This window comes from Rhodospira trueperi (genome assembly GCF_900101965.1).
Classification (GTDB): domain Bacteria; phylum Pseudomonadota; class Alphaproteobacteria; order Rhodospirillales; family Rhodospirillaceae; genus Rhodospira; species Rhodospira trueperi.
In genome coordinates, this window is record NZ_FNAP01000002.1 from 50,237 (window position 1) to 70,420 (window position 20,184).

At 69.0% G+C, this 20,184-nt stretch carries 21 protein-coding genes; 12 read left to right on the forward strand and 9 right to left on the reverse strand.

From position 1 onward, the window contains the following. The first annotated feature begins 28 nt into the window (after positions 1-28). Entirely contained in the window at positions 29-1,450 is a 1,422-nt protein-coding gene (gene pgmG / locus BLS85_RS03615; protein WP_092782312.1) for a phosphoglucomutase/phosphomannomutase PgmG, read from the forward strand. Positions 1,451-1,769: 319 nt separating this feature from the next. On the opposite strand, the gene BLS85_RS03620 is transcribed toward pgmG, so the two are convergent. From BLS85_RS03620 to BLS85_RS03630, 3 genes are all read right to left on the reverse strand, one after another. Further along, on the reverse strand, positions 1,770-2,615 hold the full coding sequence (locus tag BLS85_RS03620; protein ID WP_092782315.1) for a CheR family methyltransferase: 846 nt from the start codon (positions 2,613-2,615) through the stop codon (positions 1,770-1,772). Between the two features lie 4 nt (positions 2,616-2,619). Continuing rightward, positions 2,620-3,741: a protein-glutamate methylesterase/protein-glutamine glutaminase gene (locus tag BLS85_RS03625; protein WP_092782317.1), complete on the reverse strand. Its 1,122-nt coding sequence runs from the start codon at positions 3,739-3,741 to the stop codon at positions 2,620-2,622. Between the two features lie 216 nt (positions 3,742-3,957). Then, positions 3,958-4,329 carry a response regulator gene (locus BLS85_RS03630; RefSeq protein ID WP_092782320.1) on the reverse strand — a complete coding sequence of 124 codons (372 nt, stop codon included), beginning with the start codon at positions 4,327-4,329 and terminating at the stop codon, positions 3,958-3,960. On the opposite strand from BLS85_RS03630, the gene BLS85_RS18600 reads away from it, so the two are divergent. The 3 genes from BLS85_RS18600 to BLS85_RS03640 all read left to right on the forward strand — a co-directional run bounded on the left by BLS85_RS18600 (position 4,286) and on the right by BLS85_RS03640 (position 6,220). Continuing rightward, complete coding sequence (locus BLS85_RS18600) at positions 4,286-4,762, forward strand: hypothetical protein (protein WP_176793328.1); 477 nt, start codon at positions 4,286-4,288, stop codon at positions 4,760-4,762. The genes BLS85_RS03630 and BLS85_RS18600 overlap by 44 nt on opposite strands. A 222-nt stretch (positions 4,763-4,984) precedes the next feature. Further along, on the forward strand, positions 4,985-5,170 hold the full coding sequence (locus BLS85_RS03635) for a hypothetical protein (protein WP_092782323.1): 186 nt from the start codon (positions 4,985-4,987) through the stop codon (positions 5,168-5,170). Between the two features lie 288 nt (positions 5,171-5,458). After that, the gene (locus tag BLS85_RS03640) at positions 5,459-6,220 is read left to right on the forward strand and encodes a hypothetical protein (RefSeq protein ID WP_143027079.1); all 762 of its coding nucleotides are present in this window, start codon (positions 5,459-5,461) and stop codon (positions 6,218-6,220) included. Positions 6,221-6,410: 190 nt separating this feature from the next. Here BLS85_RS03640 and BLS85_RS03645 read toward each other — a convergent pair whose 3' ends face one another. The 6 genes from BLS85_RS03645 to BLS85_RS03670 are packed head-to-tail and all read right to left on the reverse strand — an operon-like array spanning position 6,411 to position 11,884. Continuing rightward, positions 6,411-7,217, reverse strand: coding sequence for a hydrogenase expression/formation protein (locus tag BLS85_RS03645; RefSeq protein ID WP_092782329.1), 807 nt, complete (start codon positions 7,215-7,217; stop codon positions 6,411-6,413). Continuing rightward, positions 7,214-7,519, reverse strand: coding sequence for a HypC/HybG/HupF family hydrogenase formation chaperone (locus BLS85_RS03650; RefSeq protein WP_092782332.1), 306 nt, complete (start codon positions 7,517-7,519; stop codon positions 7,214-7,216). Before BLS85_RS03650 ends, BLS85_RS03645 begins: the two co-directional genes overlap by 4 nt. A 15-nt stretch (positions 7,520-7,534) precedes the next feature. After that, positions 7,535-8,143 (reverse strand): HyaD/HybD family hydrogenase maturation endopeptidase, encoded by a 609-nt coding sequence (locus tag BLS85_RS03655; protein WP_092782335.1) that lies wholly within the window; start codon positions 8,141-8,143, stop codon positions 7,535-7,537. After that, entirely contained in the window at positions 8,136-8,879 is a 744-nt protein-coding gene (gene cybH / locus BLS85_RS03660) for a Ni/Fe-hydrogenase, b-type cytochrome subunit (RefSeq protein WP_092782338.1), read from the reverse strand. Before cybH ends, BLS85_RS03655 begins: the two co-directional genes overlap by 8 nt. A 57-nt stretch (positions 8,880-8,936) precedes the next feature. After that, entirely contained in the window at positions 8,937-10,733 is a 1,797-nt protein-coding gene (locus tag BLS85_RS03665) for a nickel-dependent hydrogenase large subunit (RefSeq protein ID WP_092782340.1), read from the reverse strand. 32 nt (positions 10,734-10,765) lie between these two features. Beyond that, positions 10,766-11,884: a hydrogenase small subunit gene (locus BLS85_RS03670; protein WP_176793337.1), complete on the reverse strand. Its 1,119-nt coding sequence runs from the start codon at positions 11,882-11,884 to the stop codon at positions 10,766-10,768. A 347-nt stretch (positions 11,885-12,231) separates the two neighbouring features. Between BLS85_RS03670 and BLS85_RS03675 the strand changes: the two genes are divergently transcribed. The 8 genes from BLS85_RS03675 to BLS85_RS03710 all read left to right on the forward strand — a co-directional run bounded on the left by BLS85_RS03675 (position 12,232) and on the right by BLS85_RS03710 (position 20,181). Next, positions 12,232-13,449 (forward strand): hypothetical protein, encoded by a 1,218-nt coding sequence (locus tag BLS85_RS03675; RefSeq protein WP_092782342.1) that lies wholly within the window; start codon positions 12,232-12,234, stop codon positions 13,447-13,449. Continuing rightward, on the forward strand, positions 13,442-13,783 hold the full coding sequence (hypA, locus tag BLS85_RS03680) for a hydrogenase maturation nickel metallochaperone HypA (RefSeq protein WP_092782344.1): 342 nt from the start codon (positions 13,442-13,444) through the stop codon (positions 13,781-13,783). Before BLS85_RS03675 ends, hypA begins: the two co-directional genes overlap by 8 nt. Next, the gene (hypB, locus tag BLS85_RS03685; RefSeq protein WP_092782347.1) at positions 13,783-14,727 is read left to right on the forward strand and encodes a hydrogenase nickel incorporation protein HypB; all 945 of its coding nucleotides are present in this window, start codon (positions 13,783-13,785) and stop codon (positions 14,725-14,727) included. The genes hypA and hypB overlap by 1 nt, the downstream gene beginning before the upstream one ends. Continuing rightward, complete coding sequence (locus BLS85_RS03690) at positions 14,724-15,872, forward strand: Kae1-like domain-containing protein (protein ID WP_092782350.1); 1,149 nt, start codon at positions 14,724-14,726, stop codon at positions 15,870-15,872. Before hypB ends, BLS85_RS03690 begins: the two co-directional genes overlap by 4 nt. A 27-nt stretch (positions 15,873-15,899) precedes the next feature. Further along, positions 15,900-16,148 (forward strand): HypC/HybG/HupF family hydrogenase formation chaperone, encoded by a 249-nt coding sequence (locus tag BLS85_RS03695; RefSeq protein WP_092782353.1) that lies wholly within the window; start codon positions 15,900-15,902, stop codon positions 16,146-16,148. Beyond that, the gene (gene hypD, locus BLS85_RS03700; protein ID WP_425438463.1) at positions 16,145-17,320 is read left to right on the forward strand and encodes a hydrogenase formation protein HypD; all 1,176 of its coding nucleotides are present in this window, start codon (positions 16,145-16,147) and stop codon (positions 17,318-17,320) included. Before BLS85_RS03695 ends, hypD begins: the two co-directional genes overlap by 4 nt. An 83-nt stretch (positions 17,321-17,403) precedes the next feature. After that, the gene (locus BLS85_RS03705) at positions 17,404-18,972 is read left to right on the forward strand and encodes an OmpA family protein (protein WP_092782356.1); all 1,569 of its coding nucleotides are present in this window, start codon (positions 17,404-17,406) and stop codon (positions 18,970-18,972) included. A 27-nt stretch (positions 18,973-18,999) separates the two neighbouring features. After that, positions 19,000-20,181 carry a flagellar motor protein MotA gene (locus BLS85_RS03710; RefSeq protein WP_092782359.1) on the forward strand — a complete coding sequence of 394 codons (1,182 nt, stop codon included), beginning with the start codon at positions 19,000-19,002 and terminating at the stop codon, positions 20,179-20,181. Positions 20,182-20,184: the final 3 nt, after the last annotated feature.

The window sequence follows — 20,184 nt, forward strand, 5'->3', positions numbered from 1 at the left end:
CGTGTTTTCTTTCGCGGAGGCGTTTCCCATGTCCGTTGCGGGAGCCCGCCACGCCCTGCACCCCAGCATCCTGCGCGAGTACGATATTCGCGGGATCCTGGGTGAAACCTTGTCGGTGGCCGACGCCGGGGCGGTCGGCCGGGCTTTCGGGTCCATCGTCACCAAGGACGGCGGCACGTCGGTGTGTGTCGGCCGCGACGGCCGCCTGAGTTCGCCCGAGCTTGAACAGGCCCTGGTGGAGGGACTGGCCTCGACCGGGCTGGAGGTGCACCGCATTGGCCTGGGTCCGACCCCCATGCTGTACTTCGCGGTTCACCATCTCCAGGCCTCGGCGGGCATTATGGTCACCGGCTCGCACAATCCGCCGGACCACAACGGTTTCAAGATGGTTCTCAACAAGCGGCCGTTCTTCGGGCGGGATATCGCGCTTCTGGGTCGCGTTGCCGCCGCCGGCGCGTTCTCGTCCGGCCGGGGCCGCGTCGAGGATACGTTCGTCACCATCGACTACGTGGACCGGCTGCTTGAGGACTGGGACGGCGGCGATCGCGAACTGACCGTGGTCTGGGACCCCGGCAACGGCGCCGCCGGTGCCGCCCTGGGCGCGTTGCTTCACGGGCTGCCCGGGCATCACATCGTGCTGAACGGCGCTGTGGACGGCACCTTTCCGGCGCATCATCCCGATCCCACCGACCCGGCGACCCTGACCCAACTGCGCGAGGCCGTGCTGGAGGAACAGGCCGATCTCGGCATCGCCTTCGACGGTGACGGCGACCGCATCGGTGTCGTGGACGGCAAGGGACGCATCCTGTGGGGCGATGAGATCCTGGCGTTGCTGGCCGAGCCGGTGCTGAAGGCGAACCCCGGCGCGCCCATCATCGCCGACGTCAAGGCCAGCCAGTCGCTGTTCGACCGCATCGCCGAACTGGGCGGCCGGCCGTTGATGTACCGAACCGGCCATTCCCTCATCAAGGCACATATGGCCAAGGTCGGCGCGCCTCTGGCGGGCGAGATGACCGGCCATATCTTCTTCGCCGACCGCTATTTCGGTTTCGACGACGCCCTGTACACCGCCGTGCGCCTGCTGGGCATGATCGCGCGCTGGCCGAAACCGCTGACGCTCGCGCTGCGGTACGACCATATGCCCAAGCCGGTGAATACCCCGGAACTGCGGTTTCCGTGTCCCGACAGCGTCAAGTTCGAGATCATGGATTACGTCAAGACCGTGTTGACCGAGCGGCAGGCCGCCTTCTCGGATGTGGACGGGGTGCGGGTCAACCGCGAGGAGGGGTGGTGGCTGTTGCGGGCCTCCAACACCCAGGCGGAACTGGTGGCCCGTTGCGAGTCCATGACCCAGGACGGCCTGGAGGTCCTCAAGACCGACCTGTCGGATGTCCTGGGCACCGTGGGCATGCCGGTGCCGCCGGCCCTGCTGAACGCACGGGAGTCCTGATACCGCTCGCCGGGGCCTGTTGAAAAAGGCCGCCTGCCCTGATTCGATGGCGTTGGACCTGAAGGGGAACTCGTCACGCAGGGACCGTGGAAGCGATCAATCCGGTCGAGGACACACAGGCGGATCGGGGGGACGACAACGATGGCGGAGGCGATGCCTCGCCTTCGACGAAACGGCCGCCCTGCCATAGGGGGGCAATCCGCCTCGGTCGGTGATGGGGCGCGCTGCCCGCCGCGTCGCGACGGTTGTGTGCGTCCTGCGGCGTTTTTTTCGTTCTAGGGCCGTGCCCCCGGGCCGGGCCGCGAAGGGGTGTCCCCCATCACCCTTGCGGGGCGCCAAGCGACGGTTTGCCGATGCCCTTGGTGACGGCATAGATGCCGCGCTGGCCCGGCACTGGCTTGAAGTGATCGGAGATGCCCAGCACGGTCTCCGCCCCGCCCAGATAGAGGACGCCGTCATCGGCCATGATCTGGGAGATGGCCTGCAATACCTTGCTTTTGGTGGGCTGATCGAAATAGATCAGCACATTGCGGCAGAACACGACATCGAACTGGCCGAGCGGCTTCAGGTCGCCCAGCAGGTTCCATTCCTTGTACTGCACCATCGACTGAATGGCCGAATCGATGGCCCAGTTCTCGTCCTTCTTCTTGAAGTACTTGACCAGCAGGGTCATGGGCATGCCGCGCTGCACCTCGAACTGGCTGTAGGCGCCGGCGCGGGCCTTTTTCAGCACCTCGTCCGAGATGTCGGTGCCGACGATGTCATAACGCCAGCCGCTCAGCTTGGCCCCTTCTTCCTTCAGCAGCATGGCCAGCGAGTACGGTTCTTGCCCGGAAGAACAGGCCGCCGACCAGATGCGGAAGGACTTTTTGGTCGCCCGTGCCTTCAACAGGTTCGGCAGCACGATGCTCTTGAATTGATCGAACGGCTTGTTGTCGCGGAAAAAGAACGACTCGTTGGTGGTCATGGCCTCGACCACCGCCTTTTCGAGCACGATGTCACGCTTCTTCAGCGCCACCATGAGCTCGTCGAGCCCCTTCAGCCCCCGCTTTCGCGCCAGCGGCATCAACCGGCTTTCGAGCAGGTAGGCCTTGTCCTTTGTCAGGACCAACCCCGAGCGCTCCTTCAGGAGCCTGGAGACGTAGTCGAAATCGTCCGGTTTCATGAGCTTAGCGCTTGTTTGCGATTTTGGAGATGTACGGGCCGATCTCGCCAATCGGCAGCACGGCGGTACACAGGCCGGCCTGGGCGATGGCCCCGGGCATGCCCCAGACCACGCTGGTGGCTTCGTCCTGCGCGACGATGGTTCCACCCGCCTCGACGATCATGGCACCCCCCTTGGTTCCATCGGACCCCATTCCAGTCAGTACCACGCCGAGCGTCCGACGGCCATACGCTCGCGCGATGCTCCGGAACATGGGATCAACCGCCGGTCGGCAGAAGTTCTCAGGCGGGTCCTGGTTGAGGCGGATCACCTTCTGCGTGCCCTTGCTTTCCACCGTCATGTGGTAGTCGCCCGGCGCGACATAGACCTGCCCGCCCTTGATGACCTCTCCGTCCTGCCCTTCGTGCGCGTCCATGCCCGCCGAGCGGCTGATGTGGCCGGCGAGGATGGTGGTGAACGTGGCCGGCATGTGCTGGGTGATCAGGATCGGCTGACGCAACGGGCCGCTTCCCTTCATCGCGCCCAGCACGGTGAACAGCGCCTGGGGGCCGCCGGTCGAACTCCCGATGGCAATGATATCGACCGCCTCGGCGGTCACGGGCGCCTTGCGCAGAACAACGGGCGCCTGTTGACGGAGGGTGACCGCCGGCGCCTTCACCGGCGCTTCCTGGCGGGTTCGCGCGGCGGTGAAGCCCGTGCCACCCGGCTTGGCCCCGGGACGCTGCTGGTTGCGGCGGCGCGCCAGCCCCAGGGCCTTCACCTTGGCGATCAGATCGTGTTTGAAAGCACCGTCGGCGGAGATCTCGCGAGACGCCGCGGGCTTCGGCAGATAGTCGGCCGCGCCCGCCTCCAGGGCCTGAAGGCTGATCTCGGCGTTCCGCAGCGTCAGCGTGGAGGCCATGATGACCTTCAGCGTCGGGTCGCGCGCCAGAAGCTTGGGCAGCGCCGACAAACCGTCCAGCACTGGCATTTCGATGTCGAGAATGACGACCTCGACCTCGTGGCGCTCCAGTGTCTGCAAGGCGACTTGGCCATTGCCGACCGATGCGATAACCTTGATTTGTGGGTCGGCCTCGAGAAGGCGCGTTTCAAGACCCCTCACGACGGCCGAGTCGTCGACCACCATCACGCGAATGGGCGTCTCGGCGGAATTACCGGGCTGTTTGGAGCTACCCCTGAACGTTGACGTTGACAAGAACAAAACCCCCTGGCTGCCGTCTGACCTGTTTCGGTGCCCCGTGCGTTACCGACCGAGTGGAGCCCACAGCTTACCGCCACACTGCTTGGGCACGCCAGTTTCCCAACCCGACCGGACGGGCTCGCCCGCCGGTTTTTCCGTCCACTACCCCTCGATCAGGCCGACCTGCGCGAACTTCGCCTGCAGGATCTCGCTGTCGAACGGCTTCATGATGTATTCGTTGGCTCCGGCCTCGATGGCCTCCTGGATATGTTCAATGTCGTTTTCCGTGGTGCAGAACACGACCACGGGCTGATCACCGCCCGGCATCGCCCGCAGGGCCCGAAGGAACTCGATGCCGTTCATCACCGGCATGTTCCAGTCCAGCAGAACGGCGGTCGGCAGGTGGTCTTGGCAGAGTTGGAGCGCGCCCTGGCCGTCCTCCGCCTCTTCGGTCTCGAAGCTCATTTCCTGGAGGATCTTTTTGGCCACCATGCGGATGACCTTTGAATCGTCCACGATCAGGCAAGATTTCATGACGAACCTTCGTTTCCCCGGCGGTGCGTGGCAGCCCATCAACGACGCCGCCCCTGCCGATGATGACCCGGGCGTCGCCCAACATGGCGGCGGGTGGCGGCGGGTGGCGGCGGTCAACACCCGTCCCGCTTGTGCGCTCGTCTTGACCGCCTTTTCTGTTAAAGGCCAAATCGCCGGACCCGTCAAGAACACCCGCGCCCGTTTCCGGACGATTGGCGGCGTTGCACGGTCGGGTCGCGCCTCGGTGATCGCGCGGGTTCGGCCCGCGCCGGGCGATGCGGCCCGTGTTGCGGGGCACGAACAGCTCATCCCCGTGGAGTCGGCACCCGAAGCGGTTCAGGCTTTTCGATCACCTTCGTTACCTGTCATATCGAATGAACCCGAAAATGATGCGCCTTGGCCGACAGATGACGTCCCGGCATTCGGACACTGAGACGATGGGGTTTTCATGGCTGGAGGGGGGGGCGCGGTCCCTCCGCGCTCACGGGTAGGAGAGGCATTCAGGCGAGCGGCGCCGGGCGCGTCGCCACGCGCTGCCGCTGTCGGGGCGCTGGACGGCGGACGGGCGTTGGATTGACGTGATGGTCGAGGCCATTTCGCCGCTTGGCGCCAGAGTGTCGATGTTGGTTTCGGTGCCGAGGGGTCTGCGGGCACGTTGAGTCTGGACGGGCTGGACGTTCCGATCCCGGCCGACGTGCGGTGGTGTCGCGGCACCTTGGCCGGCCTGGTGTTTCATGTGCGCGCGGTCGAGGCGGAGCGGTTACAGGCGCACATCGTGAGGCGTCTGCGCTTGCTGGGAACGGGCCTGCCCTTGGAGGTGGGGGCCAAGGTCGGTTGCTGACGTCCCGTCCCGGGGTCTCTTGCCCATGCCGGTTCGAAACGACTCGGGCGGGCGCCGCCGCGAAAGAACACCCTCGAATTGATGGATATTTGCATCGACTTGCGATTATCGCGTTGTTTTTCTATTGACTTTTCAGTCTGTTAAGGGGGCGCGCGTGCCCATTGCGGCGAAGCTCTTCAAACGCGGCAAACAAACTGATATCGTTCCAACACAGGTCCAAGCGCGTTCGATTGAAAATCAGACGCGGAACAATTGCGTCGCCACCTCCAGAAAGGAAGGACGAGTGTCATGTCTGATGCATCGGGAGTCGGCACGACCGGTTGGTTGTCGTCGCATGTCAGATCCGTTACCCGACAATCTGGTGATCCTCAAGACCAGGAGGCCCGCCGGGTGGAAGATGTCGTGGCGCTGTCGCCAAAGGCCGCGGCGGAGCAAGGTCAGACGGAGCGACCGATCGAGCCGTCTGACGCGTCCAGCAGCCTGACGAACCCGGGCGCCGAAAAGGTCCGCGACCTGCGTGAGAAGGCCGAGGCGAAGGCCGAAGAAGCGGAGCAGAGCCGGGACGAGGCGCGCGCCGCGTCACTCGAGTTTGATGTCAATGCGCCTGTGAACATCGGCTTGGCGGCGGCGATTTCCATCGGTGTGCGCGAGATGGTCAGCCGATACGACGTGAACGGGGATGACCGCCTCGATTTTCAGGAAAAGTCGACCGCCATCAGTTCCGTGCAATCGACGCAGCCGAACGAACACATCGTGGGCGGCGGGCAGCTGTTCCGACGCGGTGAGGTGACGGAACAGAGCGGTGGCTCGGCGGACGGCGAGGCCTTCTACGCCGAGATGGAGGCCAACAAGGCCGAAAACGCGCAACGGCTGGCGGAAATCGAGAAGCAGGAACGCGCGCGCGAAGCGAGCCTGGCTGAGATGGAGGCCAAGGCCACCAACCAGGATGCGTCCGCGGGGGCCCCGAATCCGGCGGCCGGAGGCGCCTATGCGCGGTCCGAGGCGTTGGGCGAACCGGAGCCCGCGACGCACGACGTCGCCAAGGCGTGAGCCCCGGACGCACCGCGAGGCGATGGGACGGGGGCGCGCGGCGCTGCGGCCTCGCGGCGCCGGGGCTGTCGCGCCGGCCGTCCTCCGAAAAGGTCCCCCTTTTCGTTGAGCGTTATCAAACCATCGTTCCGTGGGATCGATGATCCGGTTTCCGTCCGCTGCCTGCTCCTCCAGGCCGCCACGGACCCGCCTACAGATAGGCGTCCCGGATTTCGGCCAGCCGGTCGGCGGCGTCCTCGAAATCCTCCGGCGCGGCGGTGGCCGCCGCCGGCACACCGCCCACCTCCAGCGTGTCCAGGATCACGGTGCCGGAGGCATTCAGGAAGCGCACCGACCACACCCCGTCCACGCCGGTGGCGTCGATGTCGCAAGCCCCATAGCCCTGCACCCGCAGCGCCACCGGGCCGTCCCCCAACGTCCGCCGCAGCCACGACAGATCGGCGGCGTTGACGGGCAACAGCGACAGGGTGACGACGTGGTTCGGCCGGCCGGGTTCGTGCGCGGCGGCGCGGTCCATGATCTCGGTCAGGATGGGCCGCGCCGCCATCGTGCCGGCGGCCGCATCGCCGGGGCGCAGGTCGCCGGCCGGCCGGCCCGGTCGCGTGGTCGAGACCACCCCGGGGACCGGCCCGGCCTCGATCCAGCGCGCGCGGGAGGCGCCGTCCGGCCCGCGCCGGTGCAGCCGCCACACGCCGGTCAGCACGGATTCCTGAACCGCCACCACGTTGCCGTCGGGTTCGCGCACCTGCCCCGAGACCTCGCCGGCGCCGAGAATCTGGTCCAGCAGGGTCACGCCCTCCGCGCCGATGGTGGCCAGATCAAACACGCCCGGCGCGGTGTCGGCCGGCCGGGTCGCCCGCGCGCGCAGGTCGGTCAGCAGGGCCTCGACCAGGGCGAGGGCGTCGGGCGCCCTCTCGACCAGGGCCTCGGCGGCGGCCAGGGCGCGGGCGCGGTCGGAGGGGCTGGCGGCCCCGTCCAGAGGTGAGAGCGCGGTCATGGCGCGCCCTCCGCCCGCAGGTGCGGCGGCAACTCCGGGTCCCGGTCGACCAGATCGGCGAACAGATGATCCACCGAGCCGCCAGCCAGGGCGGTGTCCACGGCCTCCAGCGCCTGATCGATCAGGCGCGCCTCATCCTCGGTCAGGACCTGACGGGCGGTGTCCAGATGCACCAGCACCCAGGTCCCGACCGGCGGCGGGTCCATCAGCGCCAGCGAGACGTCGCGGGTCTCGCCGCGCCCGACGCAGCGGGCCGACAGGCCGTCCACCGCCAGAACCCGCATGGGAATGCCCAGGCACATGCGCGTTCCCTCCCGTCAGCCGCTGGCGGCCGACAGGCCGTCCGTCCGTTCATAGGCGGCGCGGTCGAGACCGTGGCGCAACAGGCCGTCGCTTGAGCCGGCCTCCAGCGGCGCGGCGCGGGGGATGGCCGCGATGCCCCAGGACGCCAGTTCCTCCAGGGCGAGGGTCACGGCGTCGTCCAGACGCGCCGCCACCTCCGGCGTCAGCGGTCCGCCCCAGGTCTCCAGATCGCCGGCCTGCACGCCGATCAGGGTCAGGCGCGCGGGATAGGCCCCCAGAAGGTCGGCGGCGGACAGCACCTCCTGGAACCCGGTCTGGTGCAGGCTCATCTTCTTGGCGCCGGTGAAGCGCGGCACCTCGTCACCGCGCACCACCATCAGGTCGCCCGGCGTCCGCCCATAGTCCACGGCGTCGAACACCAGCAGGTTTTCGGCCGCCTGAACGTGCTGCACCAGATAGAGGCCCTGGGTGCCGCCGTCCATGACCTCGACCGTCTCCGGCAGGGCATAGCGGCGGTGCAGCGCCTCGACACAGCGCACCCCGAACGCCTCGTCCGCCCACAGCAGGTTGCCGATGCCCAGCACCAGGGTGCGGCCGCCGGACGCTCCCACGCCGTCAATCATCCCGGTTGTCCTTGAACATGCGCTCGCCGGAAATCATGGTCGAGATCATCGACTGGCGCGACATGATGTCCTCGCGCACGGCAGCGTAGATGTGGATGATGATGTAGCAGACGAACACCCACATCCCCAGGTGATGCCACGTATGCACGGCCTGACTGTTGGGGAAGATGTCGAACACCCAGCCGAACAGGGCGTATTGCCAGCTATCCAGGCCGGTGCCTTCGGCATACAGCGCGAAGCCGGTGATGATCATGAAGAACATCCCCAGCGTGAAGACGAAGAACATCACGAACTGGGCGAGCGGGTTGTGGCCCACGTACTTCTTCGGCCAGCGGCGGTAAAAAAAGTACCAACTTGCCTCCCACGCCACGCCGTCCCAGTACTCCTTTTTCCAGAACGGGAACTTGAACAGTTGGCGGCTGTGGTGGTTGCCGACGAAGGCCCAGTAGATGCGCACCAGCCAGCCGATGGCCAGCACATACCCGGCGGCGAAGTGAATGAAGCGGATGTTGCCCATCACGTACCAATCGCTGGCCTCGCCGGTGACGCTGGGCAGCGGGTTGGCGATCAGGTAGCCGGTCACCGCCAGCGTGGTGATGGCCAGGGCGGTGATCCAGTGCCAGGCCCGCACCGGGCCTTCGTAGACGAGGATGGAGGTGCGCTCGATCGAGGTCGAGGCGTCACCGGCGGTGACGTCCGCCGCGTGCACTTCGCTGCCGGGGGGAGGAGGGGTCATGTCGGTCACTCCGTCGTTGAGGGGCCGTCGCGGTGGAAGACGGTCGTCGTGCGCCGGTCAGCGCACGGTGACGGTTGCCTTTTCCTGCCCGTCCGGGCTCATGACGTGGGTCGAGCACGCCAGACACGGATCGAAGGAGTGGATCGTTCGCAGAATTTCCAGCGGCTGTTCCGGGTCGTGCAGCGGGGTGTCCAGCAACGCCGCCTCGAAGGCGCCGATGTTGCCGGCTGGGTCACGGGGGGAGCCGTTCCAGGTGGTTGGAACAACGCACTGATAGGACTTGATCTTGCCGGCCTCGATCTCCACCCAGTGGCCCAGGGCGCCGCGCGGGGCCTCCGTGAAGCCGGCGCCGCGCGAGTTGTGCGACCATGTGGAGGGCTCCCACTTGTCGGTATTGGCGGTGCTCAGGTCGCCGGCCTTCAGGTTGGCCATCAGGCCGTCGAAGCTCTCCTTCAGGCGGTGCGCCGCCCACTGGCACTCCAGCCCACGCGCCGCCGTGCGGCCCAGGGTGGAGAACAGGGCGGTGATGGGCACGCCCAGCGTGCGCAGGGTGGCGTCCACCGGCTCCTTGAAATCGGGCCGGCCCATGGCGTAGCCGATGACGAAGCGGGCCAGCGGTCCCACCTCCATGGCGTGGCCGCGCCAGCGCGGCGCCTTCAGGTAGGAGTACTTGGCGGCCTCGTCCAGCGCTTCGATCCTGGTGGACGGATCGCCCTTGGTGTTCGGCCCCAGCACGAAGTTGGGATCGGTCACCCCGTCGAACGGGTGCAGGCCCACCGATTCGTCGTCGTATGTGTACCAGGAGTGGGACACGAACTCCTGGATCTGCTCGGGGTCCTTCAGGTCCACCTCGTGGACGGTGGACAGGTCGCCGCCGATGATCGCGCCGCGCGGCAGCATCAGGCTGTCGTTGGAATGGTTGTTGGCCAGCGCCGGCATATCGCCGTAGGCCAGCAGGTTGGTGGACGACAGCCCGCCGCCGTGCATCCAGTCCTTGTAGAACGAGGCGATGGCCAGCAGATCCGGGATGTAGACCTGCTCGATGAACGCCAGCGAGCGGTCGATGATGGAGCTGACCATGTTCAGCCGCTCCATGTTGACCGCGCCGACGGCCCCGGTGCCGTCCAGGTTGATGGCGCACGGCACGCCGCCCACCAGCCAGTTCGGATGCGGGTTCTTGCCGCCGAAGATGGTGTGGATCTTGACGATCTCCTTCTGGAAGTCGAGCGCCTCCAGATAGTGTGCCACGGCCATCAGGTTGGCCTCCGGCGGCAGGCGGTAGGCCGGATGCCCCCAGTAGGCGTTGCGGAACGGCCCCAACTGACCGGACTCGACGAATCGCTTCAGCCGGTTCTGCACGTCGCGGAAATAGCCGGGCGAGGACATCGGCCATGACGAGATCGACTGCGCCAGCGCGGAGGTTTCCTTGGGGTCGGCGCGCAAGGCGGAGACCACGTCCACCCAGTCCAGCGCGTGCAGGTGATAGAAGTGAACCAGGTGGTCCTGCACATACAGCGTCAGCTGCATGATGTTGTGGATGGTGTTGGCGTTCTTGGGGATCTCGATGCCCAGCGCGTCTTCGACCGCGCGCACCGAGGTCAGCGCGTGGGTTCCGGTGCAGACCCCGCAGATGCGCTGGGTGAAGGCCCAGGCGTCGCGCGGGTCGCGACCCTTGAGGATCAGTTCCAGACCGCGCCACATGGTGCCGGTGGACACCGCGTTGCGGATGACGTTGTCGTCGTCAACATTCACTTCCAGGCGCAGGTGTCCCTCGATCCGGGTCACGGGATCGACCACCACGCGGCGGCCGGAATTGTCCAGGGCAAAGCCGTTGGGCGTGCTCATCGTCGTCATCAGTCAGGTGTCCTTCCGTCCGGTCCCTGGGATCAGCCGTTGGTGTTCTGATCGGCCCGGGCCTGCCGCTCGTTCTTGATGTCGCGTTTGTCGGCGGCGTGCTTGACCGCGCTGGCGGCGGCGTGGGCGACCACGGCACCGCCGGCCACGGCGGCCACGGTGCCGCCGATGGCGTCGGCGTTGCCCTCGATCGGGAACGGCTGCACCGACGACAGGCGCGAATAGAACGGCCCCATGTCCCAGAAATCCTTCTCGGAACAGCCGATACAGCCGTGCCCGGACTGGATGGGGAAGGAGACACCCTCGTTCCAACGCACGGTGGAACAGGCGTTGTAGGTGGTCGGCCCCTTGCAGCCGACCTTGTAGAGGCAATAGCCCTTGCGCGCGCCCTCGTCGTCCCACTCTTCCACGAACTGACCGGCGTCGAAGTGCGGCCGGCGGTAGCATTTGTCGTGGATGCGCTGGGAATAGAACATCTTCGGCCGGCCGTGGCGGTCCAGTTCGGGCAGGCGTTCGAAGGTCAGAATGTAGGTCACGACGGCGGTCATTACCTCGGCGATGGGCGGGCAGCCCGGCACCTTGATGACCGGCTTGTCGGTGACGACCTCGTGAACCGGCGTGGCCTGGGTGGGGTTCGGTTTGGCGGCCTGCACGCAGCCCCAGGAGGCACAGGAGCCCCAGGCAATGACCGCCTGGGCATCGGACGCCATTTCCTTCAGGCGGTCCACGAACGGCCGCCCGCCGGGCAGGCAGTAGACGCCGCCGTCCCGGAGCGGCGGATTGCCCTCCACGGCGAGAATGTAGTTGCCCTTGTGGGTCTCGCGGATCTCGTCGAGGATTTCCTCCGCCTGATGGCCGGCGGCGGCCATGATGGTGTCGTCGTAATCCAGCGAGATCATCGACAGCACCACGTCCTTGACCAGCGGATGCGCCGAGCGGATGAAGCTTTCGGTGCAGCAGGTGCATTCCAGGCCGTGCAGCCAGATCACGGGAATGCGCGGCTTGGTCTCCATGGCCCGGGCGATCCGGGGCACGAAGGTCGGCCCCAGGCCCATGGCGGCGGTCGTCAGGCCGCAGAAGGCCATGAAGCTGCGCCGTGAGATGCCGTGGCGGCGCATCACATCATAGAACGTTTCGATTCCCGAGGACATGGTGCCTCCCCCAAATGGTTCGCTTCGTTTTGCGTGCGCCATCCCGACGCGGTGAGGATCGCGTGTCCGCCGCCATGCGCCGCGCGCATTCCTCCGGCCGCCAGATCGGCTCGCGACCGACGGGATCGAGCGGCCGCGTTTCGGAAGGCTCTCCCGAATTTCAGAAGGTTGCCGGCTCTCGGCGAAGGCGTCCCAGCGCAGCGCCCCGATTCAGATTGACAATTCTCAAGCCACAAGAGAAAACCACAATTCCTATCCGGTATGCAAGAACGTTGATTCGGCTCCGGCACGATCTCCGACCAAATCCGCCCGCTATGCTGCGACTGCGAAACACTTGTGGAGGGAACATGGATCGACCCCCTCGTCCGTCGCCGACCAACCCGGGGCTGCGGGCGGACCGCGACCGGCTGTCGGTGGCGCTGGACGTCGCGGACGACCGCGTCGTGGGGGTCGGTCTGGAGTCCTCGCGGCGCGCCGACGTGGCCCGGGTGCTGATCGGTCAGCCGGTGGGGGCGGCGGTGCGGCTGGTCGGGCTTTTGTTCTCGCTGTGCGGCGTGGCGCAGACGGTGGCGGCGGTGCAGGCGGCGGAGGCGGCCACCGGCGCGCGGGCCTCGTCGGCGACGAACGGCGCGCGCCATGCGGTGGTGCTGTGCGAGGCCGTGGAACAGAGCGTGCTGCGGCTGGGGATGGACTGGCCGGCGGTGGCCGGGACGGCGCCGGATATCGAGGCCGTGCGCGACCTGCGGCACGGCGTGGCGGCGGCGCGTCGGGCGGCCTCCGTCGCGTCATGGGACCGCATCGGCGGCGCGGCGGCCGGGGCGCGCTGGCCGCCGCCCGCCCTGGGCGCGGCGGTGGCGCCGATGACGGCGGACATCCGCGCGCTGGTGTTCGGGGATGCGCCCGTGCCGGAAACGGAGGCGGCCTTGGCGGATCTGGCGGCGTCGGGGCGCGGTTCGGTGTCGGGCGCGCTCGCCCTGGCCCTGGACGACGGGGCCGGCGGCGTGGCGGACGCGGCCGTGGCGCCCCTGCGCGACTGGGACCTTGGGACGTTTGCCGCGCGGCTGTCCGGATCGAACGGTCTCGCTTTCGCGGCCCGTCCCGACTGGCGCGGCGCCCCGGCGGAAACGGGCGCGCTGGCCCGACTGGACGGTCACCCCCTGGTGGCGGGACTGCGTGCCCGCGGCGCCGGTCTGGCCGCTCGGCTCGCGGCGCGGCTGCTGGATCTGGACCGCATGCTGGCCGCGCTGGCCGACTTGGCCCACGGTGCGGCGGCGCCACCGCCGGCCGCGTTGTCCGATGGTCCCGGTCGGGGCCTGTCGGCTGTGGACACGGCGCGCGGCCTGCTGGTCCACCGGGTGACGCTGGACGGCGGACGGGTCGCCGACTGGCGCATCGTGGCGCCGACCGAATGGACGTTCCATCCCGACGGCGCCCTGGCCCGGGTACCGCTGGGCTGGCCGGCCGGCGACCGGACGGCGCTGCTGCGACGGGTGCGGCTGCTGGTGGCGGCCATGGACCCCTGCGTGGCTCACGACGTGGCGATCCGCGAGGCGGCTCATGCATGAGATGGCGCTGACCGAAAGCATCCGGCGCCTTCTGGAGGCGGAGGCCGAACGCCAGAGTTTCTCGGCCGTGCGGGTGGTGCGCCTGGAGTTGGGGGCGCTGTCGCACGCCGACCCGGAGGCCATGCGCTTCTGCTTCGACGCCGTTATGCGCGGCTCGCTGGCGGAGGGCGCCCGGCTGGAGATCGAGCGCACGCCGGGCACCGGCTGGTGCATGATATGCGCGCGCGAAATCACCGTGGCGCGGCGGTTCGATCCGTGCCCCCATTGCGGCGGACATCAGATCCAGGTGACCGCCGGCGACGAGATGCGACTCAAGGACCTGGAGGTGGTGTGATGTGCGGTGTGTGCGGATGCGGACAGGCGACCATCGACGGACGGCCCGCGCAAGGCGCGCCCGGCCATCATCACGGTCATGATCATCGTCATGACCACCATCACCATCACGGCCATGATCACGACCACGACCACGATCACGGGCACGATCACGGGCACGATCACGGGCACGATCACGGGCACGATCACGGGCACGATCACGGGCACGATCACGGGCACGATCACGGGCACCATCACCACCACGCCGACCCGGACCCGGCTGCCGCCCGCGTCGTCCAGGTCGAGCGCGATATCCTGGCCGAGAACGACCGCCTCGCCGCCGCCAACCGGGCTTGGTTCGCCGAGCGCGGCGTGCTGGCGCTGAACCTCGTCTCCTCGCCCGGATCGGGCAAGACGACCCTGCTCGCCCGCACCATCGCCGACCTGAAGGGGACCCGACCGCTGGCGGTGATCGAGGGCGATCAGCAGACCGACCTGGACGCCGAGCGCATCCGGGCGACCGGCGCCCCGGCGGTGCAGGTCAACACCGGCAAAGGCTGCCATCTCGATGCCGCCATGGTGGCCCGCGCCGCCGCGTCGCTGGACCCGGCCGAGGGCACGCTGCTGTTCATCGAGAACGTCGGCAACCTCGTCTGTCCGGCCGCCTTCGACCTGGGCGAGGGGGGCCGGGTGGTCATCCTCTCGGTCACCGAGGGCGAGGACAAGCCGCTGAAATACCCGGATATGTTCCACGCCGCCGACCTGATGATCCTGAACAAGATCGACCTGCTGCCGCATGTGACGTTCGATGTCGACCGCTGTGTCGACTATGCGCGGCGCATCAATCCGAAGCTGCCGGTGCTGTCGCTGTCGGCGACCACCGGACAGGGCATGGCGGCCTGGATCGACTGGAGTCTGTCGCGCCGTCCGGCGGCTCGGGCGCGCGCCGGGGCGAGGTCGGCATGACCGCGCTGGCGCGGAGCCAAGTGGACGAGGGGCTGGCCTGGGCTGGCGCCGTGCCCGGTGCGCCGCCCTTGCCGGTGGCCGGCCTGGGCGCTTATCTGAAGGCCGCCGTTGCGGTGATGGCCGATGGGCGGGCCTGCCTCTCCCAGGCCACCGGCGACCTGGGCGACGTGGCCACTCGGCGCGCCTATGACGCCGTGGTGGCCGACATGCTGTCCCGGCTCGGGGCGCCGCTGCGCGTCATCGCCCACGACCTGCACCCGGACTTCCATTCCACCCACGCCGCGTGCGCGCTGGCCGAGGCGACCGGCGCGGTCGCCCTGCCGGTGCAGCACCACCATGCCCACATCGCCGCCGTGGCGGCCGAGCACGGCCACGCCGGACCGCTGCTGGGGTTGGCGCTGGACGGCTTCGGCCTGGGGCCGGGCGCCGAATCCTGGGGCGGTGAACTGCTGCGCGTGGATGGCACCGCGTTCGAGCGCCTGGGCCATCTGCGCCGCCTGCCGCAGCCGGGGGGCGACATCGCCGCGCGCGAGCCGTGGCGCATGGCGGCGGCGGCCCTGTTCGCGCTGGGCCGGGCGGACGACATCGCGCCGCGCTTCGCCGACCGGACCCACGCCGGCATGATCGGCCAGATCATGGCGCGCGGCCTGAACAGCCCTGAGACAAGCTCGGCCGGGCGTCTGTTCGATGCCGCGTGCGGCCTGCTGGGCGTGCATCCCGTGGCGGATTTCGAGGGGCAGGCCCCGATGGCGCTGGAAGCCATGGTCACGACGCCCCGGGTGATGGCGGACGGCTACGTGATCGGGGACGACGGTGTGCTGGACGTGCTGCCCCTTCTGGACGCCCTCAGCGCCACCGGAATGACGTCGGAGGACGGCGCCGACCTGTTCCACGGCACGCTCGCCGCCGCGCTGGTGGCTTGGGCCGCCCACGCCGCCGAGACCACCGGGATCGGCGTCGTGGGGCTGTCCGGCGGCTGCTTCTTCAACAGGGTGCTGACCGCCGCCGTGGTCGAGGGGTTGACCGCGCGCGGCCTGACGGTCTTGGCCCACCGCCACGTCTCGCCGGGCGACCCGGGGCTGAGCCTGGGTCAAGCCTGGATCGCCGCGCATCATGCCGCCATGATGGTCGCCCCATCTGCATAAGGGCTGCCTCAAGAGGGAAAGCCTGCCATGTGCCTCGCCGTGCCCGCCCTGGTGACCGACCTGCTGCCCGACGCCATGGCCCGCGTCGATGTCGGCGGCATCGGCAAGACCGTCTCCGTTGCGCTGGTCGATGATCTGGCCGTCGGCGACTACGTCATTCTGCATGTGGGCTTCGCCCTGTCCCGGCTGGACCCGGAAGAGGCGGAGAAGACCCTCGCCCTGATGCGCGAGGTGGCGGACCTGGAGGCCGCCGCGCCGGCGGGGACGGCGTTATGATGAAATACCTGGATGAGTACCGCGACCCGACCGTGGCCCGGGGGCTGGCCCGGGCCATCGCCACCGCCGTTCGCCCCGGCAGACCCTATCGCCTCATGGAATTCTGCGGCGGCCACACCCATGCCATCGTCAACCAGGGCCTCGCCCACCTGTTGCCGGAGGCGGTGCACCTGATCCACGGTCCCGGCTGCCCGGTGTGCGTGCTGCCGGTGGGCCGGCTCGACATGGCGCTGGCGCTGGTGCGCGCCCATCCGGAGGTCACCCTGTGCACCTACGGCGACCTGATGCGCGTGCCGGCCAGCGGCGGTGATACGCTGCACAGGGCGCGCGCCGACGGTGCCGACGTGCGCATGGTCTATTCGACGCTGGATGTCCTGACGCTGGCCCGCGACAACCCCGGCCGCTCGGTGGTGTTCATGGCCATCGGTTTCGAGACCACGACACCGCCGACCGCCCTGCTGCTGTCCCAGGCGCGGGCGGAGGGGCTGGCGAACCTGTCGGTGTTCTGTAACCACGTTCTCACGCCGCCGGCCATCGGCGCGATCCTGGGCGGCGTGGGATCGGACAGCCCGCTCGACGGTGTCATCGGCCCGGCCCACGTCTCCACCGTGATCGGCAGCGAGGCCTACCGGCCGGGCGCCGAGCGGTTCCGGGTGCCGGTGGTGATCGCCGGGTTCGAGCCCTTGGACATTCTGCGCGCCATCCTGATGCTGATCCGCCAGATCAACGACAGCCGCGCGGAGGTGGAAACCGAGTATACCCGCGCGGTGCGGCCCGATGGCAACGCGAAGGCCCAGGCGGTGATGGAGAGCGTGTTCAGCGTGCGGCCGTCCTTCGAATGGCGCGGCCTGGGCGCCCTGCCGGACTCCGCGCTGGGCATCCGCGACGCGTTCGCCGCCTGGGACGCCGAGCGCCGGTTCGACATGCCGCCCCTGACCGGTCGGGAAAACCCGGCCTGCGACTGCGGTTCGGTGCTCAAGGGCGCGCTGGACCCGCGCGACTGCCGCTTGTTCGGCAGGGGCTGCACCCCCGAGCGGCCCCAGGGTGCGTGCATGGTCTCGGCGGAGGGCGCCTGCGCCGCCGCCTGGACCCAGGGACCGTCGCCGGCGCACGCCGCCCGCGCCGGGGAAAGCGCGAACACGCGAGTTGCCCCCGACTCCGCCGTGATATAGGGTGAGCCCTGATCGGGACCGCGCGAACGGGCGGCCCCGAAACCGCGTTCGGGATACACTCTTCCAGCAGGCACGAGCCGGCCATGCGCGTCAAACGATCCGTGACCCAAACCACGTCCCGACCTGTCGCAGCCGCGTGGACGGCCGCGTCGGCCGGGATCCTGTTGGCGGCGGCCACTGTCCTGCCCGGATCGGCGCTGGCGCAGTCGGGGCAGCCGAATGTCATCGTCAACCCCGCCTTCGCCGGGGCGTCTGCTCCCGCCGTCAACCAGGGATACGGGGCACAGGGATACGGGGCACAGGGATACGGGACGCCAGGATACGGCATGGGGACGATGACGGTGCAGCCGTCGCCGAACGCACCCCCGCCCGTTGTCGGCTCGCCCCTGCAATTGCCGCCCCGTGGCATGCCCCGTTCGCAACTGACCGTGCCGTTCAACGCCTACGGGTCGGGTCCGCCCCCCCTGATCTCCGGCATGCCGGGAACGGCGTATCCGTCCCGACCGGCGCCGCCGCCGGCGACCGCGCCGGGGTCGACCCTGACGACCGGGCCGTCCGCGCAGGCGCCCGCCCGCCCGGCGACGGCCTCCATGCCGCCGGACGCGCCGACGCCGCCGTCCAGCGCGAACACCCCGTCACCACCGCCGCCGCCGCCGGTGCCGGACGCCGTCGCCGCCGTGCCCGCGCCCGCCGCGGACTCCGAAGTCGAGACCGGGGCGGAACCACCGGCAACGCCCCGCATGGCCGACACGCCCCCCGCCCCACCAGCGGACCCACGGGCGGTCGCCGCCCCCGCGACCGCCCCGCAAGCGGCCCCGGAGCCGGAACCGGTTGCGCGGCCAGCACCGGAGCCCGAACCCGCGCCCGAACCCGAACCGGCCGCCGCGCCGGCCGGTCCGCCGCCGCCGGTGTCGGTGACCATGGCCAAGCCCGATGCGCCGCCGCGCCCGCGCTCGCCGGCGTCCGCGACCGGGCCGGTTCGCACGCGTCTGGCCGCCGGCACCACCCGCCTGACCACGGATCTCAGCGGACGCGTCGCACCCGCGCCGCCGCCGCTGGAAATCCAGGGGCAGACCTCCACCCGCCTTTCGGCTCCGGCGCGGCCTGAACCGGCATCGGCGCCGGCAACGCCCCCGGTTCCGGAACCGCCAGCGCCGGCCCCCCCGCCCTCGACTCCGGCGGCCAGCGCCGAGCCGCCGCCCGACACGTCCGCCCGGCTGCCGGATTCCGACACGGTCTTCGAAGCCGCACCCGTCGCGGACAACGCAGCCGAGGCAACGGCCCCGCAGGTCGCGGCCCGACCCGCCGAGCCCCCTCCGTCCCCCGGCTCCGTCACGCCGGCCGGGGGGACCGTGAGCGTCTTGTTCGACGGGGACAGCACCACCCTGCCGGACTCGGGTCGCGCCATCCTGGATCGGGTGGCCGCCGTGCTGGACGGCAATTCCGCCGCGCGCGCCACCGTTCGGGCCTACGCCGACGGCGGCGGTGACGCCAACCAGGCCCGCCGCACCTCGCTGTCGCGGGCGTTGTCGGTGCGCGCCTATCTCATCGACAAGGGCCTGGCCAGCGCGCGCATCGATGTGCGCGCCTTGGGCAACCAGTCCGGCGACGGCAACAAGGACCGGGTCGATGTGGTCACGTCTGATCGCTGATCGAAGCCCCGCGCCGGAGGACCTATCATGACCCGGCCCGGCCGGTTCCTGACGCGCATGGTGCTGTTCGTCGCCGTGGTGGCGGTGGTCGCGGCGGTGCTGTTCCCGCCGCTGCTGTCGGCCTTCATGGCCAATCCGGCGCTGAATGGCCTGATCCTGTTCGTCGTTCTGTTCGGAATCGCCCTGAACTTCCGGTTGGTGCTGCGGCTTGGGCCGGAAGTGACCTGGGTGGAGCGCTTCCGCGCTGGCGAGGTGGGGCTGGCCTCCGATCAGGCGCCGCCGCTGCTCAGCGCCATGGCGCAGATGCTGACGGAGCATAAGGAGACGTCGCTGGGGCGTGGCCGCTTCTCCATCTCGGTGCCGGCCATGCGGTCGCTGATGGACGGCCTCGCCTCCCGCCTGGACGATGCCCGCGACCTCGCGCGCTATTTCATTGGCCTGTCCATTTTCCTGGGCCTTTTGGGCACGTTCTGGGGCCTGCTGGAGACGGTCGGCTCCATCGGCGACGTGATCCGCGATCTGACCATCGCCGGGGATAATGTCGAGGCGGTGTTCGACGATCTGAAGAGCGGCCTGGAGGCGCCCCTGTCGGGCATGGGCACCGCCTTTTCATCGTCGCTGCTCGGGTTGGCAGGATCGCTGATCCTCGGCTTTCTGGATCTTCAATCCAGCCGCGCCCAGAACACCTTCCTCAACGATCTGGAGGAATGGCTGTCCGGGCTGACCCGCCTGTCGTCCGGGGGTGGGCTGGGCGACGGCGACGGGGGCGGCTCGGTGCCGGCGTACATCCAGGCGCTGCTGGAACAGACCGCCGACAGCCTCGACGATCTGCAACGCACGATCGCCCGGGGCGAGGAAGGCCGGCTGAGCACGCAGACCCAGATGCGCCACCTGGTCGAAACCCTGAGCACCCTGGCCGATCAGATGCGCACGGAACAGGCCGTCCTGCTGCGGCTGGCCGAAAGCCATGCCGACCTGCGCCCGCTGATGCAGCAGCTGGTGGCGGCCACCGAGCAGCGCGACGGCGAGGGCCTGGACGACGCCACCCGTGGCCATATCCGCAACACCGACGCCGCCGTGACCTACATCGCCAACGAGATGGCCGCCAGTCGCGAGCAGACCGTCAAGGAACTGCGCGCCGAGATCAAACTGCTGGCGCGCACCATCGCCGCCACCGCCGGGGTCCCGGAACAGCAACGCCCGGGGTGAGGG

Excerpts from the sequence above, each read along its gene's own strand:
- pgmG (WP_092782312.1), top strand. The coding sequence starts at position 29 with ATGTCCGTTGCGGGAGCCCGCCACGCCCTGCACCCCAGCATCCTGCGC.
- BLS85_RS03620 (WP_092782315.1), bottom strand. The coding sequence starts at position 2,615 with ATGAAACCGGACGATTTCGACTACGTCTCCAGGCTCCTGAAGGAGCGC.
- BLS85_RS03625 (WP_092782317.1), bottom strand. The coding sequence starts at position 3,741 with ATGGTGGTCGACGACTCGGCCGTCGTGAGGGGTCTTGAAACGCGCCTT.
- BLS85_RS18600 (WP_176793328.1), top strand. The coding sequence starts at position 4,286 with ATGCGGATGACCTTTGAATCGTCCACGATCAGGCAAGATTTCATGACG.
- BLS85_RS03630 (WP_092782320.1), bottom strand. The coding sequence starts at position 4,329 with ATGAAATCTTGCCTGATCGTGGACGATTCAAAGGTCATCCGCATGGTG.
- BLS85_RS03640 (WP_143027079.1), top strand. The coding sequence starts at position 5,459 with ATGTCTGATGCATCGGGAGTCGGCACGACCGGTTGGTTGTCGTCGCAT.
- BLS85_RS03645 (WP_092782329.1), bottom strand. The coding sequence starts at position 7,217 with ATGACCGCGCTCTCACCTCTGGACGGGGCCGCCAGCCCCTCCGACCGC.
- BLS85_RS03650 (WP_092782332.1), bottom strand. The coding sequence starts at position 7,519 with ATGTGCCTGGGCATTCCCATGCGGGTTCTGGCGGTGGACGGCCTGTCG.
- BLS85_RS03655 (WP_092782335.1), bottom strand. The coding sequence starts at position 8,143 with ATGATTGACGGCGTGGGAGCGTCCGGCGGCCGCACCCTGGTGCTGGGC.
- cybH (WP_092782338.1), bottom strand. The coding sequence starts at position 8,879 with ATGACCCCTCCTCCCCCCGGCAGCGAAGTGCACGCGGCGGACGTCACC.
- BLS85_RS03665 (WP_092782340.1), bottom strand. The coding sequence starts at position 10,733 with ATGACGACGATGAGCACGCCCAACGGCTTTGCCCTGGACAATTCCGGC.
- BLS85_RS03670 (WP_176793337.1), bottom strand. The coding sequence starts at position 11,884 with ATGTCCTCGGGAATCGAAACGTTCTATGATGTGATGCGCCGCCACGGC.
- BLS85_RS03675 (WP_092782342.1), top strand. The coding sequence starts at position 12,232 with ATGGATCGACCCCCTCGTCCGTCGCCGACCAACCCGGGGCTGCGGGCG.
- hypA (WP_092782344.1), top strand. The coding sequence starts at position 13,442 with ATGCATGAGATGGCGCTGACCGAAAGCATCCGGCGCCTTCTGGAGGCG.
- hypB (WP_092782347.1), top strand. The coding sequence starts at position 13,783 with ATGTGCGGTGTGTGCGGATGCGGACAGGCGACCATCGACGGACGGCCC.
- BLS85_RS03690 (WP_092782350.1), top strand. The coding sequence starts at position 14,724 with ATGACCGCGCTGGCGCGGAGCCAAGTGGACGAGGGGCTGGCCTGGGCT.
- BLS85_RS03695 (WP_092782353.1), top strand. The coding sequence starts at position 15,900 with ATGTGCCTCGCCGTGCCCGCCCTGGTGACCGACCTGCTGCCCGACGCC.
- hypD (WP_425438463.1), top strand. The coding sequence starts at position 16,145 with ATGATGAAATACCTGGATGAGTACCGCGACCCGACCGTGGCCCGGGGG.
- BLS85_RS03705 (WP_092782356.1), top strand. The coding sequence starts at position 17,404 with ATGCGCGTCAAACGATCCGTGACCCAAACCACGTCCCGACCTGTCGCA.
- BLS85_RS03710 (WP_092782359.1), top strand. The coding sequence starts at position 19,000 with ATGACCCGGCCCGGCCGGTTCCTGACGCGCATGGTGCTGTTCGTCGCC.